General features: G+C 72.1%; 13 protein-coding genes. 9 read left to right on the forward strand and 4 right to left on the reverse strand.

Annotated features, from left to right (window positions below):
- Positions 1-16 precede the first annotated feature (16 nt).
- Entirely contained in the window at positions 17-913 is an 897-nt protein-coding gene (locus ACZ7GJ_RS11355) for an alpha/beta hydrolase (protein ID WP_470751066.1), read from the reverse strand.
- 116 nt (positions 914-1,029) lie between these two features.
- Between ACZ7GJ_RS11355 and ACZ7GJ_RS11360 the strand changes: the two genes are divergently transcribed.
- The 4 genes from ACZ7GJ_RS11360 (at position 1,030) to ACZ7GJ_RS11375 (ending at position 5,116) form a co-directional block, all read left to right on the forward strand.
- Complete coding sequence (locus ACZ7GJ_RS11360; protein ID WP_470750972.1) at positions 1,030-2,064, forward strand: helix-turn-helix domain-containing protein; 1,035 nt, start codon at positions 1,030-1,032, stop codon at positions 2,062-2,064.
- Positions 2,043-2,312 (forward strand): hypothetical protein, encoded by a 270-nt coding sequence (locus tag ACZ7GJ_RS11365; protein ID WP_470750973.1) that lies wholly within the window; start codon positions 2,043-2,045, stop codon positions 2,310-2,312. Before ACZ7GJ_RS11360 ends, ACZ7GJ_RS11365 begins: the two co-directional genes overlap by 22 nt.
- Positions 2,313-2,400: 88 nt before the next feature.
- Entirely contained in the window at positions 2,401-4,164 is a 1,764-nt protein-coding gene (locus tag ACZ7GJ_RS11370; RefSeq protein ID WP_470750975.1) for a hypothetical protein, read from the forward strand.
- A 22-nt stretch (positions 4,165-4,186) separates the two neighbouring features.
- Positions 4,187-5,116 carry a hypothetical protein gene (locus tag ACZ7GJ_RS11375; RefSeq protein ID WP_470750977.1) on the forward strand — a complete coding sequence of 310 codons (930 nt, stop codon included), beginning with the start codon at positions 4,187-4,189 and terminating at the stop codon, positions 5,114-5,116.
- 154 nt (positions 5,117-5,270) lie between these two features.
- Here the strand turns inward: ACZ7GJ_RS11375 and ACZ7GJ_RS11380 are convergent, their stop codons facing one another.
- On the reverse strand, positions 5,271-5,852 hold the full coding sequence (locus tag ACZ7GJ_RS11380; RefSeq protein ID WP_470750978.1) for an O-methyltransferase: 582 nt from the start codon (positions 5,850-5,852) through the stop codon (positions 5,271-5,273).
- A gap of 216 nt (positions 5,853-6,068) precedes the next feature.
- Between ACZ7GJ_RS11380 and ACZ7GJ_RS11385 the strand changes: the two genes are divergently transcribed.
- Entirely contained in the window at positions 6,069-6,857 is a 789-nt protein-coding gene (locus ACZ7GJ_RS11385) for a class I SAM-dependent DNA methyltransferase (RefSeq protein ID WP_470750979.1), read from the forward strand.
- Here ACZ7GJ_RS11385 and ACZ7GJ_RS11390 read toward each other — a convergent pair.
- Complete coding sequence (locus ACZ7GJ_RS11390) at positions 6,832-7,737, reverse strand: hypothetical protein (RefSeq protein ID WP_470750980.1); 906 nt, start codon at positions 7,735-7,737, stop codon at positions 6,832-6,834. The two genes, ACZ7GJ_RS11385 and ACZ7GJ_RS11390, sit on opposite strands and share 26 nt — an antisense overlap.
- Positions 7,734-8,072 (reverse strand): PadR family transcriptional regulator, encoded by a 339-nt coding sequence (locus ACZ7GJ_RS11395; RefSeq protein ID WP_470750981.1) that lies wholly within the window; start codon positions 8,070-8,072, stop codon positions 7,734-7,736. Before ACZ7GJ_RS11395 ends, ACZ7GJ_RS11390 begins: the two co-directional genes overlap by 4 nt.
- Positions 8,073-8,220: 148 nt before the next feature.
- Between ACZ7GJ_RS11395 and ACZ7GJ_RS11400 the strand changes: the two genes are divergently transcribed.
- From ACZ7GJ_RS11400 to ACZ7GJ_RS11415, 4 genes are all read left to right on the forward strand, one after another.
- Positions 8,221-8,964, forward strand: a complete 744-nt coding sequence (locus ACZ7GJ_RS11400) for an SOS response-associated peptidase (protein ID WP_470750983.1) — start codon at positions 8,221-8,223, stop codon at positions 8,962-8,964.
- A gap of 48 nt (positions 8,965-9,012) precedes the next feature.
- Positions 9,013-9,873, forward strand: coding sequence for a GNAT family N-acetyltransferase (locus tag ACZ7GJ_RS11405; protein ID WP_470750984.1), 861 nt, complete (start codon positions 9,013-9,015; stop codon positions 9,871-9,873).
- Between the two features lie 45 nt (positions 9,874-9,918).
- A complete protein-coding gene (locus ACZ7GJ_RS11410; protein ID WP_470750985.1) occupies positions 9,919-11,724 on the forward strand; it encodes an SMI1/KNR4 family protein in 1,806 nt (601 codons plus the stop codon).
- A gap of 77 nt (positions 11,725-11,801) precedes the next feature.
- Complete coding sequence (locus ACZ7GJ_RS11415; RefSeq protein WP_470750986.1) at positions 11,802-13,820, forward strand: glycosyl hydrolase; 2,019 nt, start codon at positions 11,802-11,804, stop codon at positions 13,818-13,820.
- Positions 13,821-14,041 lie beyond the last annotated feature (221 nt).

A 14,041-nucleotide genomic window follows, 5' to 3' on the forward strand; every position in this document is an offset into this window, starting at 1 on the left:
TCGGTCCTGTCGTTCCTCAGTCGCGCAGGGCGCGGCGCAGAGCGGCGCCGAGTTCGGTGACCTGCCGCTGGGAGATCTCGGCGGACTGGATCGCCTGCGACCCGTGGAAGGTGCCTGGCCACTGGTGGAGTTCGACCGACACCCCCGCCTGCAGCAGCCGCAGCGCGTAGGTGATGTCCTCGTCGCGGTTCGGGTCGAACTCCGCGGTCGCGATGTAGGCCGGGGGCAGGCCCGACAGGTCGGTGGCCCGCGCCGGGGCGGCGTACGGCGTGGCGGGTCCGGAACCCAGGTAGTGCTGCCACGACGCGGTGACCAGGTCGCGGTTCGACCACGGGGTGTCGGTGAAGTTCCGGGCGGACCAGGTCTCTTGGCGGTCGTCGAGCTCGGGCTCGTTGAGCAGCTGGAAGCGGATCGCCGGCCCCTGCTGGTCACGGGCGCGGAGCGCCACCGCGGCCGCGAGCCCCGCGCCGGCGCTGTGGCCCCCGACCGCTATCCGCTCGGGGTCGATGCCGAGTTCGGCCGCGTGCCCGGCCGCCCAGTCCAGTACGGCGTAGACGTCGTCCAGCGCGGCCGGGAACCGGTGCTCGGGCGCCAGGCGGTAGCCCACCGAGATCACCACCGCGCCGGCGCCTTCGGCGAGCCCGGCGGCCCAGACGTGCTCGGTGTCCAGGTCGCCCATGACGAACCCGCCGCCGTGCAGCCAGATGACGGCGCCCTGTGCCTGGCGCGGGCGGTAGACCCGTACGGGCACGTCCGGTTCGGCGGGCACGGTGTGGTCCTCGATCTCCAGCCCGGCGACGTCCGGCGCCGTCCGGGCGCCGGCCAGGTCGGTGTAGTACTTGCGAGAGGCGGCCTGGTCGGTCAGGTCGATGCGGGGGATCAGCGGGACGAATGCTTCGAGTTCGGGGTTCATGTCGACCATCCTCACGGCCGCCACCGGCGCGTTCATCCGACATCCGTCGGGCATCGCCCCCGGATCGCGCGCCGATCGGCGCTGCCGCTGCCCGCGTCGGGACCTATCCTCCTGACATGGAGGCACTGGCGGTAAGGCTGTCGGGACTGGACTCGCACGTCGAAGGCGCCATCCGCGTCGTCGCGTTCTACGACACGCTGATGCGCCGCCGGGTGGACCTCCCCGCGCTCACCCGGGCCTCGGCGGGTCTCGCCGAGTGCGTGGCCGGGCTTCGGCTCCACGCCACGGGGCAGGTGATCCGCTTCTCGCCCGACGGCAGGGAAGCACCCGCCCCGGCGTCGCCCGAGTCCACCACGGCGCCGATCACCCTCGACGAGGAGGAGATCGGCACGGTGTGGCTGGAACGCCCCGGCCCGCCGAGCCCGCTCGACGAGGTGCTGCTCGACCGGCTCTCCATCGCCACCGCGGCGGCCGTCGAGCGCTACGGTCCCGCCCGGACCACCATGGCCGACCCCGCCCTCGTGGAACTGGTGATCAGCTCCGACAGCGACGAGGCGGCCCGGGCCCGGGCGCTGCGGCTCCTGGGCTTCGCCGTCGACCTGCCGGTCCGTGTCGTCGCCGTACGGTCGCGGCTCCCGCTCGACCGGATCGGCAGCCTGGTCTGCCCGGCCCGTCCGGTGAAGGCGGCATCGGTCGCCGACGTGGGCGTCCTCCTCGCCACCACCGTCGACCCGGGCCGGTTTCCGGCCGGCGTCCGCGCGGGCATCGGCGCCGCCGAGCACCCGGGCCGGGCCTGGGCGCAGGCCCGTACCGCCCTGCGTTTCACCACCTCGCGCGAACCCGTCGTCCGCCACGAAGACCTGGGAGCGCTGGCGCTCCTCGCCGGGATACCGCAGGACGCCGTACGGGACAACTCCGACGTGGCCGCGATCAGCCGCATGGCGGGGACACCGGAAGACCTGGAGACCCTGGACGCATACTGCGCCACCGGATCCCTGCGCCAGGCCGCCGACCTCCTCCACCTGCACCACAGCAGCGTCGCCCGCCGCCTGGACCAGATCGGCAAGGCCCTGGGCATCGAACTCACCGCGCCCACCGGACTGACCCGCGCCAGGCTCGCCCTGACCGCATGGCGGCTGCTGGACCACTGAGGGGGTCCCGGGCAGCGGCCCCCTGGCCCTTCGCGGCCGAGCGGCACGGACAGGGTACCCGCCATTACGCGGCCGTCCTGGCGGACGGCACGGTCTTCGAGCTCTACCCCGCCCGTCCCGGCCGCGAGACCGGCGCCCTGCGCCTGGGTCTCATCCTGGTCGGCGCCGCCGCGGTGCCACCGCTCGCGCCCGGCCGCCATCTGCTCACGGACCCCGACGGCCGGACCATCGACATCGACTCGGCCTGAGGACCGAGGGCCCGTAGGACTTCCGCGCCGTCCACGGAGCGGCACCACCCCTTTGTCCGGAATGTATGCAAAGGTGCGACCGCGAACCGTGTTCCGAAGGGAGACCACGCTGGACGGCTCTGAGTCGGACGCCCCGGACGAAGGCCCCGCCGCCGAGCCTCCGCAAGAACCCGAGGAGCCGGGCAACGGTTCCGGTTCACCGCTGTCGGGTTGGACTCTGGCGGCGATGGCGGGCACGCTGCTCACGGCGAGCCTCGGTCCGCTGCTCCAGCTCTTCGGCATCGAGTCCGGCCCCGTACCCGCCGCTCTCCTGCTCCTCGCGGCCCTGATCGGCGGGATCGTCGTCGTCAGGAAGGCCTTTGCCGACCGGCCCAAGATGTCCCGCCGCAGGCGCTGGCTGTCCGTCGCCGGCCTGGTGGGCTTCTTCGCCGTCTGCATCACTCTGGTGATCGTCTTCCAGCCCAGTCCACCGCCGCCGGAGCTGCCCCGCCTGCCCGGGGGTCAGGACGTGGCCGTGGTCGGATTCGAGGGCGTCGGCGCCGGTCACGACCAACAGGTGCTGGACGACGTGTCGGAGGTCTTCACGGCGGATCTGATGAAGGACCAGCTGCCCGAGGGCAGCAGGGCACAGGACTACGCCAGGCTGATCTCGCCACCCCTGGAGGTACTCGGCAAGGCGGGGCAGGACCACCAGGAGCTGGACGACTGGACGAACGGCTTCGTCGAGCGGACGAACGCCGGGATCGTCATCGGCGGTCTCGTCACCACCGACTCCGCCGGGCAGACCGAACTCCGTCCGGCTGTCTACGTACGGGCCGCTCAGGTGGCCGACGCACCCGAGCTCGCCGGGTGGTACCTCAGCGGACCGATCCGGCTCGACCAGGACTGGACCTCCGACACCGGCCGCAGACACGTGATCACCGAGCTGGTACGCCGCACGCGCGGACTGGCCGGGTTCACCCACGCTCTCGACCTCTGGCGCAACGGCGAGGTCGAAGAGGCGAAGCGGGAGCTGGACCGACTGCTGCCCGCGGGCACGGGCACGGATACGGACACGGGCGCCGCCCGGCGGGAAGACGGCGCCGAGTTCGTCACGACCGACCTGGTCCGGCTCTTCCGCGGCCACGCCCTCGAACAAGTGGCCTTCGGCCTCCCCGCGGCTCAACGCAAGCCCTACCTCGAAGCGGCTCGTGCCGACTACCGGGCCATCGACCCGAACGGACGGATCGGACTGCGCGCGCGCCTCAGCCTGGCGGGCGCGCAGTACCAGCTGGCGCTCGGCCCCTCACCGAGCTGTCGCCCGGGGACGGTGGACGCCGAGGCGCTGACCGCCTCGTCCGCCGAGCTGCGGCGCCTCGCGGCCGAAGGCCTCTTCTCCGAAGTCGGCAGGCTGCGGGCGTCGGTGAACCTCGCCCAGGTGGAGCAGTGCAGGGTGACGGCGCGGATCGTTCCCGATGACGGGACCATCGAGCGGGCCTTGCAGCGGGTCCGCTCCGCCGAGGGGGGCCGCACGGTCAAGGACCTGCAAACACTGGCGGCCTCCGTCGCGGCGGTGCATGCCTTCGGGCGCGGCGATCTGGCCGCTGCCATCTCCTTCATCAAGGAAGCGATCGCCGGGGAACGCGGCTTCGCCCGGCGCGGGCTCTGGCAGGCGCTCGCGGCCTCCTGGGAGTTCCAGCGCGGCGACACGGACTCGGGCTGCCGCGACATGCGGGCCGCGCTCGACCAGCTCGGCGCCGCCCGGACCAAGGGGGAGATCACGTCGCAGCGGTACGAGGAAATCAAGAACTCCGTCCAGGAAGAGGCCAGGACCGCCGGCGCCCGGTGCCCCGAGGCCTCTCCGGCCGGCTGATCCCGAAAGGACCGTGGTGCGCGTGACACCGAGACGACTGATTCTGAGCATCGCCCTGCTGGGCGGGGTCGTCGCAGGTTGCGGCAGCCCCGACTCCCCGAGCCCTTCCCGTACGCAGACGCAGACGCAGACGCAGACGCAGACGCAGACGCCGCCCCCCAGCATCCCCCCGACCACCAACCCGGCCACGGACGTCCTCCTGGCCCAGCAGATCACCATCCTCGCGGCCGGCGACGGGGCCGCCCCCGACTGCACCGCGGACCTCGGGAAGATCCCCGGCATCGGCGGCGGCTCGCCCGCGGTCTGGATCGGCAACATCCGCGCACTGGACCGGGTCATCACCCCCGACGAGGTGGCCCTCTGCCTGAGCGGCTTCTCACCCGACGCACCCGTCAACGTCGTCGTCACCGCCGGCAGCCGGCAGTACGCGACCACGGTCCAGCCCGCCGCCTCCGAGCTCACGTACGAGCACGACGAGCCCTCCGAGTCGCTCTTCACCGGGCAGCCGCTGGCCGTGCACCCCCAGGGCGACGGCGTGCTGCAGAGCGAGCGCTGGTGGTTCGTGCCGCCGGACGAGGCCCGGGAGGACCTCGCGGCGGCCGGCACGCTCACGATCCAGGCGAGCCAGGGCACACTGACGGCCCGCCACAGCCACCCGGTCGAACTTCCGGACAGACCCGACCGCTTGGTGGTGGACAGCGGCAGCCACCGGATCCTCATCTACGGCTTCGAGCCCGGGGCGCGGATCCCGGTCGGCCTCTACAAGACCGACTCCCCGACCTCAGCCGGAGGCCGTGCCTCACTCGTCCGCCAGATCGGCACGGTCGTAATGCCGCGCTCCCGAACCGTCGTCTTCCCCGTCCCCGAAGCCGTCGTCAGAGAGGCCGCCGGCCAGGACTCGTACTGCGTCACGGTACCGATGCCGGAGCAGTACAACTGTCCTCAGCCTTGACTTGCCGTTCCAACGTCCGGCCTGCGCTGACGGAACTCGCGCGCGACTTCCACGACACCGACGTCCAGGTGCACTGGGATCCACCCCGGGAGCCCTGGTCATGGACCGCCCAAGTCACCCTCGCCCCCGGGGGCGAACCTTCTTCGTCGGCCGCCTAGGCCGACGACCGCACCGCCAGGAGGAGACCGCTCGACCAGGCCATGCGGAGCTTGAGGAAATCCTTGCGCTCCTCCAGTACGGTCAGCAGGCGCTCGACCGCGGCGGCGTGGCCGTCCGGCCAGCCGGGCTGCGGGAGGAGGTCGTCGATCACGTACGTCCCGCCGACCGCCACGAGGTCCAAAGTCCGTTCCAGGTGGGTGAACTTGCCGGGCCAGGTGTCCGCGAACACCAGGTCGAACGGCCCCCTGCCATGCCTCTCCAGCCACTCGCCGCCGTCCTCGGTCACGAAGGTCACCCGGGGGTCGGACCCCAAGTGCTCGCGGGCGACCCTCTGAACGGCCCCGTCCAGTTCGACCGTGACCAGACCTGAGGCGCTGTCCATCCCGCTGAGGAGCCAAGCGGTGCCCTCGCCCACCCCCGTGCCGAGTTCGAGGACCCGGCCGCCGGGCCGGGCGGCCGCGAGGAGAGCCAGCAGGCTGCCGGTGCGTTCGTCGCAGGACATGGTGAAGCCCGCTTCGCGCGCCGCGTCGCGCAGGGTCGGCAGGCAATCCGGGATGCGGTTCGGCGTCTCGTCCATCCGGAGATCATGCGGCCGCCCCCGCTGCCCGTACAACGCCTTTGTCGCCGTCAGGGCCCCGGCGGGAGCGGAGCCCGAGGTCCCCTCCGAGATAGTCCCGCGGTTTGTATATGTCGGTCACCGACGTATGGTGAGGTCTGAAGAAGATCCTCCCCGTCGGCGGTCGCTCCTGCCCCGTCGTCGGGAATTTCGCCGTGCGACGGAGATGGAGTGCCCATGGCCACCAAGAAGAACCTCACTGCCAACCGGGAGTCCCTCGCCCACAAGGTCCGCCACGCCGCGAGCCGGCCGGACCGGATCGCCCCGTACCTGAAGCGCGCCGCCCGCGACCGGTGGCTGGCCTTCAAGCACCCCGACCACGTCAGCTACTACCGGGCCGTGATGGCCTCGGACACGCGCCGCAACCCCGAGGCCGCCGTCGGCAGCCAGACCCACGAACGCTGGCTCGCGCTGGGGCAGATGCAGTTCGACTACCTTCTCGGGCACGGGCTGACGCCCGGGGCGCGCATGCTGGACATAGGCTGCGGCAACCTCCGCGCCGGCTGGCGCTTCATCGACTTCCTCGAAGCGGGCCACTACTACGGCGTCGACATCTCGCCCGACATCCTCATCGAGGCGAAGCGCACCCTCACCGACCGAGGGCTGCAGTCCAAGGTCCCGCACCTGACCATCACCGGGAACCTGACGCTGGACTTCCTCCCCGACGGCTACTTCGACGTCGTCCACGCCCACAGCGTGTTCTCGCACTCACCGATCGAGGTGATCGACGAGTGCCTCGCCCACGTGGGCCGCGTCCTGGCGCCCGGCGGCCACTTCGACTTCACCTTCGACCGCACCACCGGCACCGAACACCACGTCCTGCGCGAGGACTTCTACTACCGCACCCAGACCCTCGTCGACCTCGCCGCCGGGCACGGCCTGACGGCACGGTTCATGGAGGACTGGGAGGAGCTCGGCCACGGCCAGTCCAAGATCCGTGTCAGCGCCGGCCGGTACGACGGCTGAGCGCCCCGGAACGCCTGCGGCGCCACATCCGTACGGCCAGGGTGGCGAAGGCGAGCATCCCGAGGAACGGCAGCGCGGTGTCCCTGCCGAACGACCCCGCGAAGTAGCCCGTGACGAGCAAGGGCATGACGGCCAGAGTGAATTGGCCGGCAGTGCGTATGCCGGACAGCGCCTCCCGCCCGAGCAGGACCAGCGCGGCGGCCAGCGGCAGGGCGAACCGCCACAGCGGGACGGTGGCGGACCCCTGCGCATCGGGCAGGGCGAGGATCACCACGGCCAGCAGGGCCCAGACCATGAGCGCCAGCCGGCCCGCACCGCTCCTGATCCGGCCGTACGGACGCAGGTCCGGCGGGCAGAGCAGCGGGACGGCCGCGATGGCCAGCGGCGGTACCAGATAGGCCGCGTGCATCAGGGGCATGTAGAGCGCGCCGGGCAGTACCGCGGCGAGGAGGCAGGCCGCGGTGCCCGCCGAGCCGGCGAACGCGACCCGCGTACCGGCGGCGAAGCGGCCGCCCAGCGCGATCACGGTGCCGATGAAGGTCAGCAGGTGGAAGCCGTTCATCGCGTAGCCGAGGGGGCCTACGGAGTCGGGCTGGCCGGTGACGTAGAGGTAGTTGAGGCTGGAGGCGAGCAGAGAGGCGGAGTACGCGCCCGTCGCGGCCAGCGCGAAGGGCGTGGCGGCCGCGAACAGGCGCCCGCCGCGGTGCGCGGACCCCACCCGCAGGCGCAGGCGCAGCGCGTGCGCCACGATGTCGCCGGCCTCCCGCAGGCGGGTGAGCGGGCCGGCGTCCTCGGTCGCCTCCCGATAGGCCTCGGACATCTCGTCGCCGAAGGCCCGGCGGAAATCCGCAGGGTACAGGCGCAGCAGGGGAAGGCTCATGCCGTGGCCGTCCCTCCGGAGACGCCCAGGCGGCGGGCGGCTTCGCGCGCGGTCGCGGCGATCCTCTGTGCCTCGGCGGCCAGGCTCTGGCGGCCGACGGCGGTGAGGCTGTAGGTGCGGCGCAGCCGGCTGTCGACGATCTGCTCCTCGTGGACCTCGATCAGCCCCTGGCTCAGGAGGCGCTCCAGGGCCCCGTACAGGGTGCCGGTCCGCATCTTGACGCGCCCGCCGGAGATCAGCTCCACCTCGCGCGCGATGGCGTACCCGTGGCGGGGTTCGTCCGCGAGCGCGGTCAGGAGGAGCAGGGTCGGTTCCTGCATCGCACGATCACTCATGTCCTGCATGGTAGGTCACCCAACGGCATATACCGGCGGCTGCCTCCACGACCGTCCGGGGGGCGGGGGCGCGATGCCCCGATTGCCGTGCCCGGCCCGTGGGCGGGCCTCGGACGCCGGAGCCGGGTGCGGTGGCAGGCTGTGGCCCATGTGCGGTCGATATGTCTCCACCCGCGGTCCCGAGGACCTGTCCAGCTTGTTCGGGGCCACCCAAAGGGATCCGGGCCAGGCACTGGAGCCGAGCTGGAACGTCGCCCCCACCGACGGGGTCTGGGCCGTGCTGGAGCGGGCCGACCGGGAGACCGGCGTGCTGGAGCGGCAGCTGCGCGCGCTGCGGTGGGGCCTGGTGCCCTCGTGGTCGAAGAGCCCGGCCTCGGGGGTGAAGATGATCAACGCGAGGGTGGAGACGGTGCACGAGAAGCCGGCCTACCGCAGGGCCTTCGCCAAACGCCGCTGTCTGCTGCCTGCGGACGGCTTCTACGAGTGGGTTCCCGTGCCCGCCGCCGACACCGCGAAGGCGTACAAGCAGCCGTACTTCATCCAGCCCGAGGACGGCGCGGTCATGGCGATGGCGGGGCTGTACGAGTTCTGGCGCGACCCCGCGGTGGCCGACGCGGACGATCCGGCGGCGTGGTGGGCGACCTGCACCATCATCACCACCGAGGCCACCGATGCCGCCGGCCGCATCCACCCCCGCATGCCGCTCGCCCTCACCCCCGACGACTACGACGCCTGGCTCGACCCCACGCACGAGGACCCGCACGAACTGCGTGCGCTCCTCGCCACCCCGGGCGGTGGCCGGCTGGACGTGCGCGCCGTGTCGACCGCGGTCAACAACGTGCGCAACAACGGCCCCGAGCTGTTGGACGACGGCCCCGTCCCCGGAGCCTGACCGGCTAATTCGAAGGCCAGGTTCTGCCGGCGACCCTAGGGTGGCCGGATGGACGAGATGGAGATAGTGACCGACCGGGGTGTGTGGCGAGCCGGGTTCGAGGAACGGGTGCTGGCCGGGTACCGGGCCGCGGGGTGCTCGGAGCCGCTGGCCCGGGCCCTGCTGGAACGGGCGGCGAAGGGCATGGACGACTGGACGGTGGCCACGGACGGCACCGGGTGGATAGCGGTCGGGGTGACGCAGGAGAACGGGGCGGCCGTGGGCCGGATCCACGACCTGACGGCGCCGCAGGGCCGCGCATGGGCCGAGCGGTGGTGCGCCGAGCAGGGCGCGCAGCGGGTGGAGGTCCGGCTCACCGGCGGAGCGAGGGACTTCGCCGCCTTCGCCGACTATCCCGTGCGGGGACAGAACCGGATGCGCGCCGCGGCCGAGCGGCCCGAGCTGCCGCCGGGCCTGACGGTGCGTCGGCTCACCGAGGAGGAGTACCCGGCCTGGTACGCCGGTGAGGAGGCCGCGTACATCGCGGACATCGTCCGGGCCGGAGCCCTGACCCCGGAGCAGGCCAAGGAGAAGTCCGACCACGACTTCGCCCTCCACCTCCCGCAGGGATACCTGACCCCGGGGCACGCCTTCTACGCGATGGAGGCCGACGGCCAGGTGATCGGCACCGGCTGGGTGAACCACGGCTTCCTGCCGGGCGTGACCTTCGGCTTCTCGCTGGAGGTGTACGAGGAGCACCGCGGCAAGGGCTACGGCCGGGCCGCGATGGCCGTCGGCGAGTGGGCCACCCGGCAGGGCGGCGACGAGGTGATGATGTTCAACGTCTTCGGCGGCAACGAGGTCGCGATGGGCCTGTACGACAGCACCGGCTTCGCCGTGCTGGACGAGTTCCGCTTCATGGAGCTCTAGGAGCTGACCTCGGGCGTTGTCAGTGCCGGTACGTAAGGTACCGGCATGATCACACCGTCGGTTGACGAGTCCTGGGGCCGCATCGAGGCCTGGCTCGCCCAGCACGCGCCCGCCAGCCACGCGGGGCTCAGGCCGCCCGCCGTCCCGCAGGACATAGCGGAGGCCGAGCGCCGCCTCGACCTGGCGTTCCCGCCCGACCTGAAGGAGTCGTTGCTCCGTCACGACGGAGTGGAGCTCCAGGACGGGACGCCCCAGCTGGGGTACTACGGGCCGCTGTCCGGCGTGGCGGACATCGTCAGCAGCACGGAGTTCCTGAGGGACATAGGCGAGGACCTCGCCGAGGACGAGGCGGAGTACGGGTACGACGAGGACGAGAACGACGAGCTCGCCTACTGGCCGCACGAGCGGCTGCTCGTCACCCTGGGCATCGGGTGGCAGTCCTCCGACGGCCTGTTCCTCGCCTGCCGCCCCGGGCCCAACCACGGGCGCGTCGGCCGGTACTTCGACGAGGACTCGCCGTCCTTCACTCCCTGGCAGGGACTGCGCCACGTCCTGGCCGACTACGCGACGGCGCTGGAGACGGGCACGCCGTTCAACGGACGGACCCCGCTGGCCTACCAGGGCGTGCTGATCTGGGAGGACGAGAGGGACACCGTCCCCGAGCCCGTCTCGCCGCTCGCGCTCGCCGCCGAGGCCGTCGAGCCGGAACCGGAGCGGCCGGCCGGGGAAGAGCCGTCCCTGCCCCGTCCTGACGGCGCGTACGCCGTCATCACCTTCATGCAGGCCGATGCGGAACCCGAGCCCGTGCAGCCGGACGTGGTGTTCGTGGACGGGATCACCCCCGCGGAGCTTGCGCGGCGGCTGGGCGCCATACCGGACACCGCCCGACCGCGGAGCCGCGAGCAGGCCCGGCTGTCCGCCGAGGCGCCGTGGGCGGGCTACCGCCCGATGGTGCGGATCGGTACGGCCGGCAGCTGGTCGTACGCCACGCAGGAGGGCGGCGATCCCCAGTTCGGCCGGCCCGAGCTGCTGCGCCGGCTGTCCAGGGGCACCCGGGCCGTGGTCCTGACCAAGTGGGCCGCGCAGGTGCGCGTCGCCCTCGTCGAGGACGGAACGCCGCGGCCGGATGCGGGCCAGGCGGTCGATTCGCCGCGCGTGGACTACCGGACCGGGCCCGACGGGCAGGAGTACCAGGTCCTGGGCGTCGATCCCTGGCCCGGTTCGACGGCCGCGTACGCGCGCCTGCTCGCCGGACTGGAGGAGGCGTACGGCATCACCTGGCGCCCCGACGGGGATCATGAGGAGCCGCTGGCGAGCGCGCTGTTGCTGCCGGTACTCGACGACTGCGACGCATCGGCCCGGCCCGAGCCCTCCTGGGTCCGGGACTTCGACCTCGGTGAGCTGGTCGCGCGGACGACCCCGGAGCAGTTGCGGGCGGTGATCGCGAGGCAGCTCGTCCGGTTGGCGGCCGAGACCGGCATCGACACCTACCCCGAGGTGTCGCGGGCGCTGGAACACATCGGCCGCGACGAGCCGGTGGACCTCCCGGCCGACGGACCGCTGGAGCTGAGGATGAGGACCCTGGCCGCCGAGACCCTCGCGGCCCGCAAGATGCTGGAAGCCGCCCGGTACAGGTGCGAGGAGTCGCCCGTCAGCCAGGCGGACTTCAGCGCGTGGGCGCTGCGCGAGGGGGCGGCGAGGGCGCTCCGCGACTTCGTGGCTCTGCCGACACCGACCGCCGCGGCGTCGATCCTGCACCGGAGGTTGTCCGCGCGCTGGCGGGACGACCTGATGGCGGACCTGACGGACCTGACGGACCTGGCGGACCTGGCGGAACAGGGCGCTCCTTGATCGCCGTCAACTACGCTGACCGCAGCCGTACCGAACCTGTGGTCTCCGCAGCCCCGCGTGCTCCTCGAAGGACCCCTGTGCACATACGCCGTTGGACAACCGCTGTCGCCGCCGCGCTGGGTGCCGGCATCCTGGCCGTCACGCCAGGACTGGCAACCCCCGCGGCAGCGCACGCGGTCGTGCCCGCCGACCCCGGTATGTCCGCCCCGGGGCGCGACGTACTGAACTGGCTGGCGCACCTGCCCAACCGCGGTGACGGCGAACGGGTCATGTCCGGCCACTTCGCCGGATACAGCCGCACCGACGGTCACCGTGACGACTTCGACGCGACGAAGCAGCAGATCGAGGAGGTGTACGCGAACACGGGGCAGCACCCGGCGGTCATCGCCTGCGACTACGCGGACGGCTGGGTGGACGGCAGGGGCTCGACGGCGGTCAGCACCTACTGCAACGGCTACCTCAAGGAATCCTGGAGCAGGGGCAGCCTGCCCTCGGTGAGCGTGCACGCCCCGAATCCCGGCGGCGGCTCGATGAACGTGCCGCTCGCCGACTTCGCCGCTCTCACCGACCCCGCCACCCCTGCCGGCAAGGCATGGCACTCGACCCTGGACCAGGTCGCCGCCGGGCTCAAGGAGCTCAGCGACGCGGGGGTCCCCGTGCTGTTCCGTCCGCTCCACGAGATGAACGGCGCATGGTTCTGGTGGGGCGGCCAGAACCCGGCCGCGTTCCGCGCGGTGTGGCAGGACATGTTCGACTACGTCGGCAAGAAGCTCGGCGCCGGGGCGCGCAATGTGATCTGGGTGTACGCACCGAACTGCGGGCAGGGGAACTACGGCGCCCCGGGCTTCTACCCGGGGTCCTCCTACGTGGACGTCGTGGGACTGGACTGCTACCTGTCGGACCCGTCGGCGGCGCAGGGCTACGACGAGCTGGTCCGGCTGGGCAAGCCGTTCGCCTTCACCGAGATCGGCCCGCCCAACGCGCCGGGCAAGGACTATCCGGACCCCGGCTTCGACTACGCGAAGTGGACCGAGGCCCTGCACACCCGCTTTCCGGAGACCGCGTACTTCCTGACGTGGAACAGCCCCTGGAGTCCGGTCCGCAACGGCAACCTCCACGGCAATGAGCTCATGAACGACCCGTGGGTGGTCAACCGCGGGGAGATCGACCTCGGTCGGCGCACGGAGCGGTCCGGTGTGGAACTCGCCGGTTTCGAGTCCGGCACCCAGGGCTGGGGTTCCGGCAACACGACCGCGGGCCCCTGGGCGGTCGACGAGTGGGTCGCCCGCGGTGCCGGATCCCTCAAGGCCGACATCGACCTGGGCGCCGGTCGCGAACCGCTCCTGAAGTACGCCACCCCGCAGAACCTCACCGACCGCACCCGGCTGACCGTACGGGCCCGTACCGCCCCCTGGGGCGACCACGCCTCCGGCACCCGGGCCAAGCTGTACGTGCGCACGGGCGCGGGGATGGCGTGGTACGACGACGGCGCCCAGCCCACCGGCCCCAACGGCACCACGCTCACCCTCGACCTCACCAGGGTTCCGGGCCTGGACGACGTACGCGAGATCGGCGTCGACTTCGTCCCGGCCGCCGGCGCCACGGGCAGGAGCGCCGTCTACGTCGACGACCTGCGGGTGGAGGGACCGCTCCGGCTCGCCGGGTTCGAGACCGGCACCGAGGGCTGGAGCGGTTGGACCACCACGGGGGGCCCCTGGTCGGTCACCGAGTGGGCGGCGCGGGGCACCCGCTCCCTCAAGGCGGATGTCGACCTGGCCAAGGGCGAGGCGTTCCTGCACCGCAAGGGCGCCTGGGATGTGACGGACCGCACCCGGCTCACCGTCCGCGCCCGCACGGCGCCCTGGGGTGATCACGCCACCGGCACCCGGGCCAAGCTGTACGTCCGCACGGGCGCGGGGATGGCGTGGTACGACGACGGCGCGCGGCTGGTCGGACCGGACGGGGTGACGCTCACGCTGGACCTGTCCAAGGTCGCCGGACTGCACGACGTACGCGAGATCGGCGTCGACTTCGTCCCGGCCGCCGGCGCCACCGGCACCAGCGCCGTCTACCTCGACGACCTCACCGTGGAGTAGCGGGGTCCGCGGGCCGGGGGCCACCGGCTTGTCAGCTGTGGCCGTCATTGGGTGGGTATTGGCGGAGTCCGACACCTGTGTACCGTTGTACGCTGCCGCAGATAGCAGTTGATCTTTAAAACGATGATCAGGATGGAATGTGCCCCATAACTCCATACGCTCCGGTGTCCCGGATGCCCAGTCCGTTGCCGAGCCGGGGACGGCCGCGAAGGATTCGGTCC

The organism is Streptomyces sp. NPDC037242, assembly GCF_055604165.1.

Coding starts and splice junctions, on each gene's coding strand:
- ACZ7GJ_RS11390 (WP_470750980.1), bottom strand. CDS start 7,737: ATGAGCCTTCCCCTGCTGCGCCTGTACCCTGCGGATTTCCGCCGGGCC.
- ACZ7GJ_RS11410 (WP_470750985.1), top strand. CDS start 9,919: ATGATCACACCGTCGGTTGACGAGTCCTGGGGCCGCATCGAGGCCTGG.
- ACZ7GJ_RS11400 (WP_470750983.1), top strand. CDS start 8,221: ATGTGCGGTCGATATGTCTCCACCCGCGGTCCCGAGGACCTGTCCAGC.
- ACZ7GJ_RS11360 (WP_470750972.1), top strand. CDS start 1,030: ATGGAGGCACTGGCGGTAAGGCTGTCGGGACTGGACTCGCACGTCGAA.
- ACZ7GJ_RS11405 (WP_470750984.1), top strand. CDS start 9,013: ATGGACGAGATGGAGATAGTGACCGACCGGGGTGTGTGGCGAGCCGGG.
- ACZ7GJ_RS11385 (WP_470750979.1), top strand. CDS start 6,069: ATGGCCACCAAGAAGAACCTCACTGCCAACCGGGAGTCCCTCGCCCAC.
- ACZ7GJ_RS11365 (WP_470750973.1), top strand. CDS start 2,043: ATGGCGGCTGCTGGACCACTGAGGGGGTCCCGGGCAGCGGCCCCCTGG.
- ACZ7GJ_RS11380 (WP_470750978.1), bottom strand. CDS start 5,852: ATGGACGAGACGCCGAACCGCATCCCGGATTGCCTGCCGACCCTGCGC.
- ACZ7GJ_RS11355 (WP_470751066.1), bottom strand. CDS start 913: ATGAACCCCGAACTCGAAGCATTCGTCCCGCTGATCCCCCGCATCGAC.
- ACZ7GJ_RS11395 (WP_470750981.1), bottom strand. CDS start 8,072: ATGAGTGATCGTGCGATGCAGGAACCGACCCTGCTCCTCCTGACCGCG.